14 protein-coding genes are annotated in these 14,329 nt (G+C 67.4%); 3 read left to right on the top strand and 11 right to left on the bottom strand.

Annotated features, from left to right (window positions below; translation table 11 throughout):
* Window positions 1–118: 118 nt before the first annotated feature.
* Window positions 119–2,890 carry a DNA polymerase I gene (gene polA, locus ACTJI4_RS00325; RefSeq protein ID WP_440868198.1) on the bottom strand — a complete coding sequence of 924 codons (2,772 nt, stop codon included), beginning with the start codon at window positions 2,888–2,890 and terminating at the stop codon, window positions 119–121.
* Window positions 2,891–2,986: 96 nt separating this feature from the next.
* Here polA and ACTJI4_RS00320 point away from each other — a divergent pair, with 96 nt between their 5' ends.
* Window positions 2,987–3,274 (top strand): DUF2782 domain-containing protein, encoded by a 288-nt coding sequence (locus ACTJI4_RS00320; protein ID WP_392922238.1) that lies wholly within the window; start codon window positions 2,987–2,989, stop codon window positions 3,272–3,274.
* Window positions 3,275–3,320: 46 nt separating this feature from the next.
* Window positions 3,321–3,533, top strand: coding sequence for a hypothetical protein (locus ACTJI4_RS00315; protein WP_392922235.1), 213 nt, complete (start codon window positions 3,321–3,323; stop codon window positions 3,531–3,533).
* A 3-nt stretch (window positions 3,534–3,536) separates the two neighbouring features.
* Here the strand turns inward: ACTJI4_RS00315 and ACTJI4_RS00310 are convergent, their stop codons facing one another.
* The 10 genes from ACTJI4_RS00310 to rpmB all read right to left on the bottom strand — a co-directional run bounded on the left by ACTJI4_RS00310 (window position 3,537) and on the right by rpmB (window position 12,457).
* On the bottom strand, window positions 3,537–3,983 hold the full coding sequence (locus ACTJI4_RS00310; RefSeq protein ID WP_392922232.1) for a universal stress protein: 447 nt from the start codon (window positions 3,981–3,983) through the stop codon (window positions 3,537–3,539).
* Between the two features lie 71 nt (window positions 3,984–4,054).
* Window positions 4,055–5,296 carry a hypothetical protein gene (locus tag ACTJI4_RS00305; protein WP_440868197.1) on the bottom strand — a complete coding sequence of 414 codons (1,242 nt, stop codon included), beginning with the start codon at window positions 5,294–5,296 and terminating at the stop codon, window positions 4,055–4,057.
* 166 nt (window positions 5,297–5,462) lie between these two features.
* The gene (locus ACTJI4_RS00300) at window positions 5,463–5,744 is read right to left on the bottom strand and encodes a hypothetical protein (protein WP_440868196.1); all 282 of its coding nucleotides are present in this window, start codon (window positions 5,742–5,744) and stop codon (window positions 5,463–5,465) included.
* Between the two features lie 165 nt (window positions 5,745–5,909).
* A complete protein-coding gene (locus tag ACTJI4_RS00295; protein WP_440868195.1) occupies window positions 5,910–6,464 on the bottom strand; it encodes a hypothetical protein in 555 nt (184 codons plus the stop codon).
* Window positions 6,465–6,496: 32 nt separating this feature from the next.
* Window positions 6,497–6,823 (bottom strand): low molecular weight protein tyrosine phosphatase family protein, encoded by a 327-nt coding sequence (locus ACTJI4_RS00290; RefSeq protein ID WP_440868194.1) that lies wholly within the window; start codon window positions 6,821–6,823, stop codon window positions 6,497–6,499.
* A gap of 15 nt (window positions 6,824–6,838) precedes the next feature.
* Window positions 6,839–9,031: a DNA helicase II gene (gene uvrD, locus ACTJI4_RS00285; RefSeq protein ID WP_392922217.1), complete on the bottom strand. Its 2,193-nt coding sequence runs from the start codon at window positions 9,029–9,031 to the stop codon at window positions 6,839–6,841.
* A 62-nt stretch (window positions 9,032–9,093) separates the two neighbouring features.
* A complete protein-coding gene (locus ACTJI4_RS00280) occupies window positions 9,094–10,509 on the bottom strand; it encodes an FAD/NAD(P)-binding protein (protein WP_440868193.1) in 1,416 nt (471 codons plus the stop codon).
* Between the two features lie 21 nt (window positions 10,510–10,530).
* Window positions 10,531–11,949, bottom strand: a complete 1,419-nt coding sequence (gene cls / locus ACTJI4_RS00275) for a cardiolipin synthase (RefSeq protein ID WP_392922211.1) — start codon at window positions 11,947–11,949, stop codon at window positions 10,531–10,533.
* A 93-nt stretch (window positions 11,950–12,042) separates the two neighbouring features.
* A complete protein-coding gene (rpmG, locus tag ACTJI4_RS00270; protein ID WP_170272460.1) occupies window positions 12,043–12,210 on the bottom strand; it encodes a 50S ribosomal protein L33 in 168 nt (55 codons plus the stop codon).
* A gap of 10 nt (window positions 12,211–12,220) precedes the next feature.
* Window positions 12,221–12,457, bottom strand: coding sequence for a 50S ribosomal protein L28 (gene rpmB, locus ACTJI4_RS00265; RefSeq protein WP_005411638.1), 237 nt, complete (start codon window positions 12,455–12,457; stop codon window positions 12,221–12,223).
* A 297-nt stretch (window positions 12,458–12,754) separates the two neighbouring features.
* Here rpmB and ACTJI4_RS00260 point away from each other — a divergent pair, with 297 nt between their 5' ends.
* Window positions 12,755–13,966, top strand: a complete 1,212-nt coding sequence (locus tag ACTJI4_RS00260) for a glycosyltransferase (protein ID WP_440868192.1) — start codon at window positions 12,755–12,757, stop codon at window positions 13,964–13,966.
* The last annotated feature ends 363 nt before the right edge of the window (window positions 13,967–14,329 follow it).

The following is a 14,329-nucleotide window of genomic DNA, read 5'->3' as shown; positions in this document are numbered from 1 at the left end:
CATTGATAGTTCGTGAAGGGCGCCAATTAATACTGGGGTGAAACCCAAAACATTCATCAAGGAGTCAGTTAATCGGCCCGCAATGAACCAATTCAGCTTATTCAACGTGATTCACGTCTCAATGTGCCTCATCCCAGTTATCCCCGACCCCGGCATCCACCACCAGCGGCACGCGCAATTGAGCTGAAGACGACATCAGCTCGACCACCTGCGTGCGCAAGGTTTCCAGAAACTCGCTTTCGGTTTCGAATACCAGTTCATCGTGCACCTGCAGAATCATGCGGGCGCGGCCGCCCTGGCCTTGCAGCCAGTCGTCCACCTTCACCATGGCGCGTTTGATGATGTCCGCGGCGGTGCCCTGCATCGGTGCATTGATCGCCGCGCGCTCGGCGCCGGCACGCAGGCCCTGGTTGCGCGCGTGAATGTCGTTCAGGTAAAGCCGCCGCCCCTCGAGCGTTTCCACGTACCCGTGGTCGCGGGCCTGTTGGCGCATGCGTTCCATGAAATCACGCACGCCCGGGTAACGGCTGAAGTACAGGGCCACGTAATCCTGCGCCTGGCCGCGGTCGATGCCCAGGTTGCGGGCCAGGCCGAAGGCGCTCATGCCGTACATCAGGCCGAAGTTGATGGCCTTGGCGGCGCGGCGCTCGTTCGGGGTGACCTCATCCAGTGCGCGGCTGAACACCTCGGCCGCGGTCGCACGGTGGACATCTACGCCCTGTTCGAAGGCGCGTACCAGGCCCGGGTCCTCGGACAGGTGGGCCATGATGCGCAGTTCGATCTGCGAGTAATCGCAGGCCAGCAGCTTGTGCCCCGGCGGGGCCACGAAGGCGCGGCGGATGCGGCGGCCGTCCTCGGTGCGGATCGGGATGTTCTGCAGGTTCGGGTCCGACGAGGAGAGCCGGCCGGTGGCCGCGCCGGACTGGTGGTAGCTGGTGTGGACCCGGCCCGTATCGGGGTTGACCATCTCCGGCAGCTTGTCGGTGTAAGTGCTGCGCAGCTTGGCCAGGCCGCGGTATTCCAGGATCACCCGCGGCAGCTCGTGCTGCTCGGCAATCGCCTCCAGGGCCTCTTCGTTCGTGCTCGGCTGACCCTTGGGGGTCTTCACCAGCGCGGGCAGCTTCAGTTCGTCGAACAGGACCGCCTGCAGCTGCTTGGGCGAGTCCAGGCTGAAGGTGCGCCCGGCCAGTTCGGTGGCCTTCTGCTGGGCGGCCAGCATGCGCGTACCCAGGTCCTGGCTCTGCCGGCGCAGTTCGGCGCTGTCGATGTACACGCCGTTGGCCTCGATCCGGGCCAGCACCGGCACCAGCGGCATTTCGATGCTGCGGTACACGTTGTCCAGCGCGGCCGATGCCACCAGCTGCGGCTGCAGTACGTGGTGCAGGCGCAGGGTGATGTCGGCATCTTCGGCGGCGTAACGGCTGGCTTCCTCCAGCCCCACCTGCGAGAAGGGAATCTGCTTGGCGCCCTTGCCGGCCACGTCCTCGAACTTGAGGGTGCTGTAACCCAGGTAGCGCATGGCCAGCGAATCCATGTCGTGGCGGGTGGCGGTGGAATTGAGCACGAAGCTTTCGAGCATGGTGTCGTCGTGGTAGCCCTGAACGTCCACGCCGTGGCGGCGCAGCACGTGCAGGTCGTACTTGCCGTGCTGGCCCAGCTTCTTCTTGTCCGGGTTCTCCAGCACCGGGCGCAGCGCATCCAGCACCTGCTGGCGCGGCAGCTGCGCCGGGGCGCCCGGGTAGTCATGGCCGACCGGGATGTAGGCAGCACGGCCCGGCTCCACCGCCAGGCTGATGCCCACCAGGTTGGCGCGCATGGCATCGAGCGCGTCGGTTTCGGTATCGAAGGCGATCAGCTCGGCCGCCTCGGCGCGGGCCACCCAGGCGTGCAGCTGTTCGGTGGTCAGCACCGTTTCGTACTCGCCCGGCGCGGACAGGGCCGCATCCGGCACGGGTGCCGGCTCGCTGGAGGCGCCCCGGGCGTAACCGGCGGCGGTGCCGCGCAGGCTCACCGGCGCGTCGCTGGCGGCTGTGGGGGCCGGCACCGGGCCGCCCAGCTCCTTCAGCGCCTGGGTGAAGCCATAGCGCAGGTACAGCTCGCCCAGCGCGGGCACGTCCGGGTCGCGCAGGGCCAGCGTCTGCGGGGTGGCATCCAGCGGCACGTCGGTGCGGATGGTGACCAGTTCGCGGTTCAACGGCAGGCGCTCCAGCGCCGCGCGCAGGTTTTCGCCGATCTTGCCCTTCATGCCGGGCGCGGCGGCCATCACCCCGTCCAGGGTCTGGTACTCGGCCAGCCACTTGGCGGCGGTCTTGGGGCCGCACTTCTCCACGCCGGGCACGTTGTCCACCGCGTCGCCCATCAGCGCCAGCAGGTCGACGATCTGGTCGGCGCGCACGCCGAACTTGTCCATCACGGTGGCGTCCGAATCCATGCGGCTGCCGCTCATGGTGTTGACCAGTTCGATGCCCGGGCGGACCAGCTGCGCGAAATCCTTGTCACCGGTGGAGATGGTGACCGTCATTCCCTCGCGCTGGCCCTGCAGCGCCAGCGTGCCGATCACATCGTCGGCTTCCACCCCGGGAATGCGCAGGATGGTCAGGCCCAGCGCCTCGACGATCTGGCACATCGGCTCGATCTGCGGGCGCAGGTCCTCGGGCATCGGCGGCCGGTTGGCCTTGTAGTCGGCATACAGGTCGTCACGGAAGGTCTTGCCGGGTGCGTCGACCACGAAGGCCACGTACTCGGGGCGCTCCTTCAGGGTGGCGCGCAACATGTTGACCACGCCGAACAGCGCGCCGGTGGGTTCACCGGCCGCGTTGGTCAGCGGCGGAAGCGCGTGGAACGCGCGATACAGGTAACTGGACCCGTCAATCAGGACTAATCGGCTCATGCGACGATTCTACGCGCCCCGCCGGGGCCGTTCGCGGCACCGGCATCACGGGGCATCGGGCATAATCGCGACTCCCCCGACCCAGGAACCATGCCCATGAAAACTCTGCTGCTGGCTGGCGTGCTCGTGTTGGCGGGTTGTGCCAGCACCCCGGGCGGTGCGGGCGTGCCCCCGGTCGATGTGCGGGGCGCCGATATCGCCAAGCGGGTGATGGACAACGGCGATGTGATCGAGGAATACCGGGTCAGCGGCCAGCTGCGCATGGTCAAGGTCACCCCTTCCCGCGGCGCGCCGTACTACATGTACGAAGGCAGCCAGCACGGCGGCGTGGACCGGAGCAAGGATGGCACCTCGCCGGTCTACTGGAAGCTCTACAGCTGGTGAGCTGGTTGCGCCGTACCCGATGACGACCCCTGAACGACGCAAGCCCATGGACCCCGCCGCCCTGCGCGCGGGGCTGACCGACGAGCAGCGCCAGGCGGTGGACACCCTGGAGCATTTCGGCTGGGCGCTGCGCTTCGTGCGCCGCCCGCTGTTTCGCGACCCGATCCCGGTGCTGTTCGACCGCACCGGAGCCCGGTACGTGGTACTGCAGCCGGACGGCAGCCTGGACGAGTCGATGACCTTGAAGCTGCGCCCGTAACGGTCAGCGGATGACCAGCACCGGCACGGTACTGCGTGCCAGGACTTCGGCGGTCTGGCTGCCGAGCAGGACGCGGGTGACGCCGCGGCGGCCGTGCGAGGTCATCACGATCAGGTCGCTGTTGCGCTCCATGGCGGTGTCGATGATGCCGTCGGCGGCATAACGGTCCAGAACGTGCACGGTGGTGGCGGGCACGCCCTGGGCCTCGCAGGCAGCCTTGGCCGGTGCCAGCACTTTCTCTGCGGTCTCTTCGCGGTCGGCCTTGTACTCGGGGCTGTTCATGTAGCCCACGCTCCAGCCCATCGCGTCGTACATGCCCACCGCCCAAGGCTCGGAAACGGTGACGATATCGACCTCGGCATTGAGGTCGCGGGCCAGTTCCAGCCCCTTGAGCAGGCCCTTTTCGGACAGCTCGGAGCCATCGGTGGCAATCAGGATCCGCTTGTACATGGCACGCTCCTTGGCGAAGGCAGTGGGAACACCATTGCACACCCGGCGTGGAGACCGTGCCTTGAGGCGGATCAATCCGGGCGGTTGGCCGGGGCGCCGAGCATCGTCTGCGCGGCGTTGGTGAGCGCCTGCCGGACCCTCGCCGCGCGGTCGGGGTCGGCCTGCACCCAGTCGGCGATCTGCGCTCGATCGAACCGCGCCAGCAGGGCATCGCGGCGGCTGAGCAGGTGCGCGGCCAGCTCGGCTGCCGTGGGCCACGCCTGCCCCGCCTCGCCAGGCGACCTCGGCCAGTGGCGCTGGATGATGGCGGTGAGCGCAGGCACGCAGAGCAGCTTCAGCCGGTAGCCCATTTCGGCAAGCGTGTCGGCCACCGCAGGATCAAGCGCGACCGGTGGCCGGAACAGGGTGGCGATGCTCTCGGACTGGAAGCCATAGGGCCACGCGTTGAGATCGTGCAGGGGCCCGGGATCACCGCACATCGCATCGAAATGACCGACGTTGGTCATATATGCCAGTGGAATCGGGAACAACGATGGCGGCCGTTGTGCGATGGCTACCGCCTGGCTTGCCGATTTGGGCAGCATCGCGCCCGTCTGGAGGTCGCGGAAGCCGAGCGACCCACAGGAGCCGAAATCCAGCGACATGCCCACCCTGACCCCGTCCCGGAGGGTGTAGCCGAAGTTCTCCATCCGGTAGTTGAGCTGGTCCCAGTTGCACAGCCATCTCGAAGCGATGAAATGGCGCAGCTGTTCGCAGCGGAGGGGTACGGGCAGCCGGCGGTTCATCGCGTCCAGCGCGTTGAACCGGCGCTGGTCGTTGGCGGCGTGCCGTCGGGCTTCGTCCCCGCGCAGGGCCCACCATTCAACCCCGGCGTTCTTTAACAGGTTGGCGTTGTCGGATACGGCCTGCGCATGGTCTTCCCGCAATGCCTCGTAGGCACGGCCCGATGAAGGGCAGACCGCCGCGACCAGCGCCACGGCCGCGTCACTGACGAGGAAGTCGCCCAGATCCTGGAAGTCCGCCTCGAAGCGTGAGCCGACATGCTGGCCACCGGGCGGCAGGCCCTCGACACCGGCCACCCGTTCGGTGTCGGGTGCGACCAGCCCGGTGAGCTGGAAGAGCTTGCCCAGCGCGACTTCCATGGCCGCGCAGTCAGCGTCTGCGGTGGCCTTGACCCGCCAGCGTTCGGCCCCCCGCGCGACCACCACGGCCGGCTGGCTGCCCGCCCCACGCCACGGGGTGGTCGGGCACCGGGCCAGATCCAGCGTGCACCGGCCGCAAAACCCGTCATTACGCGCCGCGGTCAGGGTCAACGTCGGTTGCGACTCGCCCCGCGCAGCCCCTGCGTGCGGCGCGGAAAGGGATGGCAGGGACGACGCCCGCTGCGGCGCGCTGGAGATCATGGCCCGGGCCTGTCCGGAGAAGGGCAAGGACACTATCAGTGTTCCGCTCGCCCACCGTTCGGACTGGTTGCAAAGATCACTGCGGCAGGGACGAACGCCGGCGCGACGGACGCGTCCGGGTCAGCACGAGCGCGACCGCCGCGATTGCCGCCGCGGTCACCCAGAAGCACCAACCCTGCAGCAGCAGATCACGCGCGGCACTGGGCGGCGTGCAGCGCATCCGCAGCAGGTCCAGGCTGCCGCCGCTGTCCAGGCAGGCGGCCGCGTGTTCGAACAGGGCCAGTACCGGCGCCGCCCAGCCCGCCGACAGTGTCAGCGCGACCAGTGCAGCCATCAGGTACGGGATTCCCTTGTTCATGTGCGCGCTCCCAGCAGACAGCGCCAGACTCTGGGCGCCCGCCCGGGAGTTCACAAGGCGCACGTGACGAAGCATGCGAAATCCGGGATGAGTCGCGCTTGTCCGGGAATGAAGCGGGCGCACGGAAGCGGGGATGACCGCTTCCCGCGCAGCCAGGCGCGGGGCTCAGGCGATCTGAATGACGCGCGCGCCCTGGCACAGCGGGTAGGTTGCCACCAGCTCGGCGATGCGCTTGCGCAGGGTCTCGAACGAGGTGCCGTACAGGTACAGCGCGGTTTCGCTCGGGCCCTGCCACCAGCTGCAGACTTCGCCGTGGCCGTCGATGCGCTCGACGATCTGGTCGAACACGTAGTTCGAATCGCACTGCTCGTAGACCTCGTCGGGCAGGTCGGTGCCATTGAGGTACAGGCCCAGGCCTTCGGTGATGCCGAACGGTACATCGGGCTCGCCTTCGCGCTGGATCAGTGAACCCTTGGGCGCGCCGAGCTGTTCGAGCAGTTCGATGACGGTCGGCACTGCGGCGGCGTCGTGCAGCTGGATTTCCAGGTCGCCGTATTCCACTTCGCCTTGGTCGGTCAGCGCAGTGCCGCCGCCCATGATTTCGCCGATGCCGGCCGCTTCAAGCATCGCCTCGAGCGGATCCTCGAACAGCTGCAGGCGGTGCTCGGGCTGCAGCCGGGCGTTGAGTTTGACGTTGATGGCGACGGGGGGGGTGGACATGGGGATACCTGGAAATGGATGCGGAAACGGGTTTACGGCAGGTGTGGCGTGACCTTCTTCTTCAACAGTGCCACCAGCTCCGACTGCATGAAGTCGTAGTCGTCCGGGATATCCAGGCAGATCACCCGCTTCCCGTTCAACCACTGCCGATATTGGCTCGACAACCGCGTACGGTGCGCCCGCTCCATCACGAAGATGACATCCGCCCACTGCAGCAGCTCCGGGCTGACCGGCACATCCGCATCGGCCAGCACGCCGGCCGAGGCGGTTTCCACGCCCGGCCAGTCGGCGAACACCTGCTCGGCCGTGGGGCTGCGCAGGCGGTTCTGGCTGCAGAGGAAGAGCACATGGCGGGTCATCCGTGACACGCCCGGTCAGATCACGGTGAGGTTGGCGTAGGCCATCACCAGCCACTTGCTGCCGGCTTCGGCGAACTCCACCTGCACGCGCGCGTGTGCGCCGCTGCCTTCGTAGTCGGTGACCATGCCTTCGCCGAAACGGGCATGGGTGACCATGGCGCCCAGCTTGAGCGGCGGCGCTTCCAGCGCGGCATGGCCGGCCGGGCGGCTGGCACCAAGCGAGGCACCCCGCGAGACCTGCACCTTCGGGCGCACTTCGTTGAGCAGCTCGCGCGGAATCTCGCGCAGGAAGCGCGAGGGCACGTTGTAGTTTTCCTGGCCATGGATGCGGCGCGATTCGGCATAACTGAGCACCAGCTTCTGGCGTGCGCGGGTGATGCCCACGTAGGCCAGTCGGCGCTCCTCTTCCAGCCGGCCGCTTTCTTCCAGCGAACGCGCGCTCGGGAACAGGCCGTCTTCCATGCCGGCCAGGAACACCAGCGGGAATTCCAGGCCCTTGGCCGAATGCAGGGTCATCAGCTGCACGCCTTCTTCGCCCGCCTGGGCCTGGCCTTCGCCGGCCTCCAGCGAGGCGTAGGACAGGAAGGCCACCAGCTCGCTCATGGTCTCGCCGGCTTCCTCGACGTCGTCCTCGCGGCGGGTGAAGCGCGAGGCCACCGAGACCAGTTCATCCAGGTTGTCGGCGCGCGATTCGGAATCCAGCGCGTTGCGGCTTTCCTTGGACCAGTGCTCACGCAGGCCCGAGCGGATCAGCACATGGTCGATGCGCTCGGCCAGGGTCATCTCGCCGGCTTCGGCGTGCAGCTGGTTGACCAGGGTGAGGAAGCCGGCCAGCGCGTTGCGCGCGCGGGCAGCCAGCTCGTTGCCCTGGGTGGTGAGCATGGTGGCTTCCCACAGCGAGATCGCCTGGGTGCGCGCCAGCCGGCGCACTTCGTCCAGGGTGCGGTCGCCGATGCCACGGGTGGGCGTGTTGACCGCGCGCTCGAAGGCGGCGTCATCGTTGCGGTTGGTCATCAGCCGCAGGTAGGCCAGCGCGTCCTTGATTTCGGCGCGCTCGAAGAAGCGCATGCCGCCGTACACGCGGTACGGCACCTGCTCGGAGAGCAGCGCTTCTTCGAATGCACGCGACTGCGCATTGCTCCGGTAGAGCACGGCCGCGTCGCCGTAACTTCCCCCGTCGCGCACCCACTGGCGTGCGCGCTCGACCACATAACGCGCCTCGTCCATTTCGTTGTAGGCCGCGTACAGGTCGATCGGGTCGCCATCGCCGCTGTCGGTCCAAAGCTCTTTGCCGATCCGGTCCGGGTTGTGCGCGATCACCGCATTGGCCGCGCCCAGGATGTTTGCGCTGGAGCGGTAGTTCTGCTCCAGGCGCACGGTCTGCGCGCCGGGGAAATCCTTCAGGAAGCGCTGTACGTTCTCGACCTTGGCACCACGCCAGCCGTAGATGGCCTGGTCATCGTCGCCGACCACGAACACGTGGCCGCTGTCGCCGGCCAGCACGCGCACGAAAGCGTACTGGATGGCGTTGGTGTCCTGGAACTCGTCCACCAGGATCTCGCGGAAACGCGAGCGGTAGTGGGCCAGCAGTGCCGGGTTGTCGCGCAGCAGTTCGTGCGCGCGCAGCAGCAGCTCGGCAAAGTCGACCAGGCCGGCGCGGTCGCAGCGCTCCTGGTAGGCCGCGTAGGCCTGGCGCATCGTTTCCAGCCAGGCATCGTTGGGCTCGGGCTGGATGTGCTGCGGGCGGCGGCCTTCGTCCTTCTGCTCGTTGATCCACCAGGCGATCTGCTTGGGCGGATGCTTGCTGTCGTCGATCTCCAGCTGCTGCACCACGCGCTTGACCAACCGCAGCTGGTCGTCCGAATCCAGCACCTGGAAGCTGTCGGGCAGCTTGGCTTCCTGGTAGTGCAGGCGCAGCAGACGATGCGCGAGGCCGTGGAAGGTGCCGATCCACGCGCCTCGGCTGCCGTGCGGCAGCTGCACGTCGATGCGGTGGCGCATTTCTCCGGCAGCCTTGTTGGTGAACGTCACCGCGAAAATGCCATGGGTAGGCACGCCGCAGACTTCATTGAGCCAGGCGATGCGGTGGATCAGTACGCGGGTCTTGCCGGAACCGGCACCGGCAAGCACCAGATGGTGGCCAGGCGGGGCGGACACAGCTTCGCGCTGAGCGGGGTTGAGCCCGTCGAGCAGGTGGGAGACATCCATGCCCCCATTTTACCCCGCCCACCGCCACACAGGGGCGGCCCGCGCAACCCGTTCACGGTAGGTCACGACCGTTGGTCGTGACGCCTCAACGCGGCCGTTGCCGCCTGCTGGGCCTGCACGCGCAGTTCCGGGACAGCCAGGCTTTCCCACAACGTGCCGATACGCAGGCTGCCCACCACCTGCACGCCCGGCTGCGGCCTGCCCTGGCCGTCCAACAGGAAGCCCGCACTTTCATTGTCCAGCCCCAGCCCATGCGGGCCGGGGCGCGCGTGGCCATCGGCCAGCAGCTGCTGCAACAGCGGGTTGCGCATGGCCAGCGCTCGGGTTTCCACGCCGGTGGCGTTGATCACCGCGCCTACGTTCAGTGGCTGCATGCCGCCCTGTGGCGCGCGCGCGTGCAGCTGCAGGGTCCCGTCCAGCACCAGCAGCGCATCCAGCCGCGAGCGATGGCGCTGCAGCTGGCCTGACTGCTCCAGATCCGCCAACTGCGCGTGCACGGTTTCGGCGATGCGGTGCCGGTGCACGTCCCAGTAGCGCACCACATGGCGCAGGAAGCGGCGCTGGTCGGCCGCATCCAGCCCCTGCCACAGTGCCTGGCCCAGCGGGCGGATACGGTCCATCACGCCCTGCCACGGAATGCCCTTTGCAGCCGCATCACGCACATGGCCACGCAGCGCGCGCATGCGGGCGCGCAGTGGCATCGCCAGCAGCGGCTGCGGATCGAACTTGGCGATACCACCGTGCGCATGTGGCAGCGGCAGCAGAGCGTGGCGTGAAAGCACGTGAATGCGGCCGCGATGGCCGGCGGTGGCCAGCGCCACCACACTGTCGGCCATGCTCAGGCCCGAGCCGATGATGGCCACGTCGCCATCGCCGGCCAGCAGGCGCACGCCGTCGTAATCCCATGCGTCCACCACACGGCCGGGCGGAAGGGCCTCGGCACCGGGCGCGGGCAACGGGCGCATGCTGTTGCCGCAGGCCAGTACCACCTGCGGCGCTTGCCACTGCCCACCGTCGGCCAGCAGCAGTGTGTGCAACGGCGTACCCGGCACCAGGGAAACGATCGGAGCGTGCACCACCTGCAGGTGCGCCGGGCTCTGTGCCTCGGCGTCGGCAAGGCGATGCTGCAGGTACGCCGCGTAATGGCGGCGCGGAACGAAGGTCTCGGCCAGTGCATCGCGCGAGAGGCCCGGCAATGCGTCGGCCTGCAGCAGGTAATCGACGAAATCGCCCGGCTGCTCGGGCAGGCCGCTCATCTTGCCGGCCGGCACGTTGAGCAGGTGCTCCGGCCACGGCGTGGCGTAGGCGATGCCCTGGGCCAGCGTGGACGCGGGCTCGAACAGGACCACCTGCACGGGCGCCGTGGCGCTGCGCAGCGCGTTGAGCGCGACCAGCACGCCGGCTGCACCGCCGCCGATGATGGCCAGGTCGGCCTGGAGCATGGGTTCGGAGTCGGTCATGCCCGCATTGTAGGACATGCGACCACGACGCCCCGTGTGCTACATCAACGCATCGGCCAGCCGCGCGATGCCTTCCCGGCTGCGTCGCCACGCGGGCCGCAGCCGCCACGCCTTCAGCTCGAGCTGGCGCGACTGCCGCAGGTAGTCGTCTTCGATCCCGATCAGCTGTCGTACCAGCCCCCGGTCGTAGCAGAGCATGCCGATCTCGGCGTTGAGGGCGAACGAGCGGATGTCCAGGTTGATCGAGCCGACCAGCGCGATGTCCTCGTCCACGGTGAGGTGCTTGGCATGCAGGAAATGCGGTTCGTACAACGCTACGCGCACGCCGGCGCGCAGCAGCTCGTCGTAGTACGCCTCCTGCGCCCACGCGGTGAGGTGCTGGTTGTTGCTGGCCGACAGGATCAGCTGCACCTGCACCCCCGACAGCGCGGCGATGCGCAGCGCACTGAGCGTGGCCTCGTCCGGCACGAAGTACGGGGTGACCAGCACGATGCGGCGGCGTGCGAGGTGGATCAGCGCGTTCACCGCATCGCGCGCATTGCTGAAGGGATAGGCCGGGCCGCTGGGCAGCAGCTGGGTGGGCACGTCGTCGGCGCAGACCGGTTCGACCATCATCACGTCCAGGCGCTGGCCGGTTTCCATGTACCAGTCGCTGGCGAACACCGCTTCCAGGTGCGCCACCGCCGGGCCGCGCACCCGCGCGACCAGCTCGCGATTGGGGTAGCCGGGCACGAATTCGGGCTGGGCCAGGTTCTGCGAGCCGATGTAACCCACCCGGTTGTCGATCACCGCGATCTTGCGGTGGTTGCGCAGGTCCATGCGCCCACTGCGGCGCCAGCGCAGTCCGCCGGGCAGCATCGCGCGCACGTCCACGCCCAGCGCCTGCAGGCGGTGGCGATAACTTCGCAGGCCACGTTTGGCGCCCACCGCATCCAGCAACAGGCGGCAGTGCACGCCGCGCGCGGCGGCGCGCTGCAGCGCCTGCACCACCGCTTCGCCCACCGCGTCGTCGAACATCAGGTAGTACAGCAGGTGCACGCGGTCGCGGGCCTGGTCGATGTCGTCAATCAGCGCCTGCAGCGAGGCGTCGTAGTCGGTCAGCAGTTCCACCGCGTTGCCGTGCACGGGCATGAAGTCGCCCTGGCGCTCGATCAGCGGCACCATTTCAGCGGTGGCGGTATCGGGCACCGGGGTCCAGCGCAGTGGCGGCTGCAGCGCCTGTTCTTCGCGGATCACCTGCGAGGCCTCGGCCTGGCGCTGCACGCGCTGGCGCGACAGCCAGGGGTGGCCGAACAGCAAATACAGTGGCAGGCCCAGCAGCGGCACGAAGCCGACCAGCAGCAGCCAGCTGCGCGCGGCGCCTGGCGTGGTGCGGCTGGGAATCCAGAACAGCGCGGCCAGCCGGATCAGCCAGTCCAGCAGCAGCAGCCATGAACCCAGCAGCCATTCGAACAGCATCGGTGCGCCCGTTTGGGGTGTGCCCCATTCTGCCAACAAAAAACCCGCCGTGAGGCGGGTTCTTCGTTGGCCATCGAGCAACCCCGTGAGGGATTACTTGATCTTGCCTTCCTTGTACGGGACGTGCTTGCGCACGACCGGATCGTACTTCGAGAATTCCATCTTCCCGGGGGTGTTCTTCTTGTTCTTGTCGGTCGTGTAGAAGTGACCGGTACCGGCGGTCGAAATCATACGGACCTTATCGCGCTTGCCTGCCATGATCGTCTACTCCTCAGACCTTTTCGCCGCGCGCACGCAGCTCAGCCAGAACGGAATCGATGCCGTTCTTGTCGATGGTGCGCAGTGCATGCGCGGAAACACGAAGCTTGACCCAGCGGTTTTCGCTGGCGACCCAGAAGCGACGCTCGTGCAGGTTGGGCAGGAAACGACGACGGGTCTTGTTGTTGGCGTGCGAGACGTTGTTACCCGTCTGCACTCGCTTGCCGGAAACTTGGCATACGCGGGACATTGCGCACCTCGATGAAAGTATGTGTCAGCCCATAGCCCGGGCGACGGCGGCCTCGACGGTTTCCCGCCACACGTCATGAGAATCAAAGGGTTACGCTGACGTGGGCAGACCGGATGACGTGTTCCCGGCCACCAATCCAAACAAATCCGGACACAGCGAGCCGCGCATTATGCCGGAGCCGCCCCCTGGGTGCAAGTTGTCCACAACTGACCCTGCCAGCCGTGGCTGAACGACCTGCCCCTGCACACCACGGTCGCAGCCGCTGGCGATACTGCCCCCTCTACCCGGGAGGATGGCATGCGGCTGTTGGCAGTGACCTATGGAACCGAAGGCGACACCCGGCCGCTGGTGATGCTGTGCCATGGGCTGCAGGCGGCTGGACATGAGGTGATGGTGCTGGCCGAGGGTGGCACGCTGGGCAGCGCGCAGGCGCTGGGTGTGCCGCATGCGGCGCTGGAAGGCGACATCCACGACGAGGTGGTGGCGCTGGTGTCGCGGGGCAACGACATGGCGGCGGCATCGCGCGGGCTGGCGCGGATGGCGCAGCGGCATGTGCCGGCGTGGATGCGGCAGGCCGATGTGGCCGCGGCTGGGTGCGATGCGGTGTTGACGGGCGGGCTTGCCGCCTTCGTGGGCATGACGGTGGCCGAGCACCACGGGGTGCCCGCCATCGGTACGGGGATGATTCCGCTGACCCCAACCGGTGCGTTCCCCTCCCCGTTCCTGCCGCGACTGCGGCTGCCTGGCCTGCTCAACCGACTCAGCTACGGGCTGGTCAACCAGGCGGTGTGGCGGACCTTCCGCGCACCCATCAACGACGCACGGCGGGCGCTGGGCATGCCGGCGCGGCGCTCGCTGTGGCGTGACCTTCCAATGCTGTATGGCATCTCGCCGAGCCTGATGCCGCCGCCTGCGGACTGGCCGGCCAATCATCATGTGTGCGGGCAGTGGCGTGCGCCGGATGCGCACTGGCAACCCGAGCCTGCGCTGCAGGCGTTCCTGGAGGCGGGCCCTGCCCCGGTCTATGTGGGATTTGGCAGCATGACTGGCTTCGACCGCAGCGTGATGCCCTCGCTGCTGCGGGCGTTGGCACCGCGACGCGTGCTGTTGTTCCCCGGCTGGGCCGGCGTGCCCGACGGACCGCTGCCTGCGAACGTATTCGTGCTTGGCCCTAGTCCGCACGAAGCACTGTTCCCGCGCTGCGCGATGGTGATCCATCACGGCGGCAGCGGCACCACGCACTCTGCCTGTCGTGCAGGCGTACCTTCGATAGTCATGCCGCTTGCGGCAGATCAGTTCTTCTGGGCGGCACGGTTGCAGGCCTTGGGCGTGGCGCCTGCGCCGTTGTCGCAGAAGCGACTGGATCACGACACGCTGGTGAATGCGATTGCGTTTGCCGGACGTTCCGATGTCATCAGTCGAGCGAGAACGCTCGGAAATGCGATGGCACGCGAGGATGGCGTATCCGTCGCTGTCGGTGTCATCGAACAGTTACTGTCATCCCGCTAGGCGAAAGCGCCGCATCTGAGCCAGTTGCGTCGGGCAATGATGCAGAATCTCACAGCCTGTGCCAGCATGCGCGCGGCGCTGCTGATCGGACCTTGTAAACAGGATAGTCGCGCTGCGAAGTCAGACATGCTCTGCACTTTCCTCAGCCATTGGCGGGATAGGCGAATGCCGACGCGTTGCACTGCCGAGACCCTTGAAGGTCATCCTTCAAGAACCGATGACGGACCAGAGGCCAGTTGCTTTCTGAACAGGCGAATTGAAGTGCGATGGATTGCATTGACTGGGGTTTAAACCCCTGATCTAATGATCCCACGACCTCGCCCTCGCAGCCGTCATTAAGTTGGCCAAGCGGCTTGGGTTGAA

It is taken from the genome of Stenotrophomonas sp. 22385 (assembly GCF_052045085.1).
Classification (GTDB): domain Bacteria; phylum Pseudomonadota; class Gammaproteobacteria; order Xanthomonadales; family Xanthomonadaceae; genus Stenotrophomonas.
Note: the sequence above shows the minus strand (reverse complement) of the source record. Positions and strands in the feature narration are given on the sequence as shown.

What these genes read in the sequence shown, in the direction of transcription:
- ACTJI4_RS00315 (WP_392922235.1), top strand. Translation starts at nt 3,321, where the DNA reads ATGGACCCCGCCGCCCTGCGCGCGGGGCTGACCGACGAGCAGCGCCAG.
- ACTJI4_RS00295 (WP_440868195.1), bottom strand. Translation starts at nt 6,464, where the DNA reads ATGTCCACCCCCCCCGTCGCCATCAACGTCAAACTCAACGCCCGGCTG.
- ACTJI4_RS00290 (WP_440868194.1), bottom strand. Translation starts at nt 6,823, where the DNA reads ATGACCCGCCATGTGCTCTTCCTCTGCAGCCAGAACCGCCTGCGCAGC.
- ACTJI4_RS00280 (WP_440868193.1), bottom strand. Translation starts at nt 10,509, where the DNA reads ATGTCCTACAATGCGGGCATGACCGACTCCGAACCCATGCTCCAGGCC.
- cls (WP_392922211.1), bottom strand. Translation starts at nt 11,949, where the DNA reads ATGCTGTTCGAATGGCTGCTGGGTTCATGGCTGCTGCTGCTGGACTGG.
- rpmB (WP_005411638.1), bottom strand. Translation starts at nt 12,457, where the DNA reads ATGTCCCGCGTATGCCAAGTTTCCGGCAAGCGAGTGCAGACGGGTAAC.
- uvrD (WP_392922217.1), bottom strand. Translation starts at nt 9,031, where the DNA reads ATGGATGTCTCCCACCTGCTCGACGGGCTCAACCCCGCTCAGCGCGAA.
- ACTJI4_RS00310 (WP_392922232.1), bottom strand. Translation starts at nt 3,983, where the DNA reads ATGTACAAGCGGATCCTGATTGCCACCGATGGCTCCGAGCTGTCCGAA.
- ACTJI4_RS00260 (WP_440868192.1), top strand. Translation starts at nt 12,755, where the DNA reads ATGCGGCTGTTGGCAGTGACCTATGGAACCGAAGGCGACACCCGGCCG.
- polA (WP_440868198.1), bottom strand. Translation starts at nt 2,890, where the DNA reads ATGAGCCGATTAGTCCTGATTGACGGGTCCAGTTACCTGTATCGCGCG.
- ACTJI4_RS00300 (WP_440868196.1), bottom strand. Translation starts at nt 5,744, where the DNA reads ATGAACAAGGGAATCCCGTACCTGATGGCTGCACTGGTCGCGCTGACA.
- ACTJI4_RS00320 (WP_392922238.1), top strand. Translation starts at nt 2,987, where the DNA reads ATGAAAACTCTGCTGCTGGCTGGCGTGCTCGTGTTGGCGGGTTGTGCC.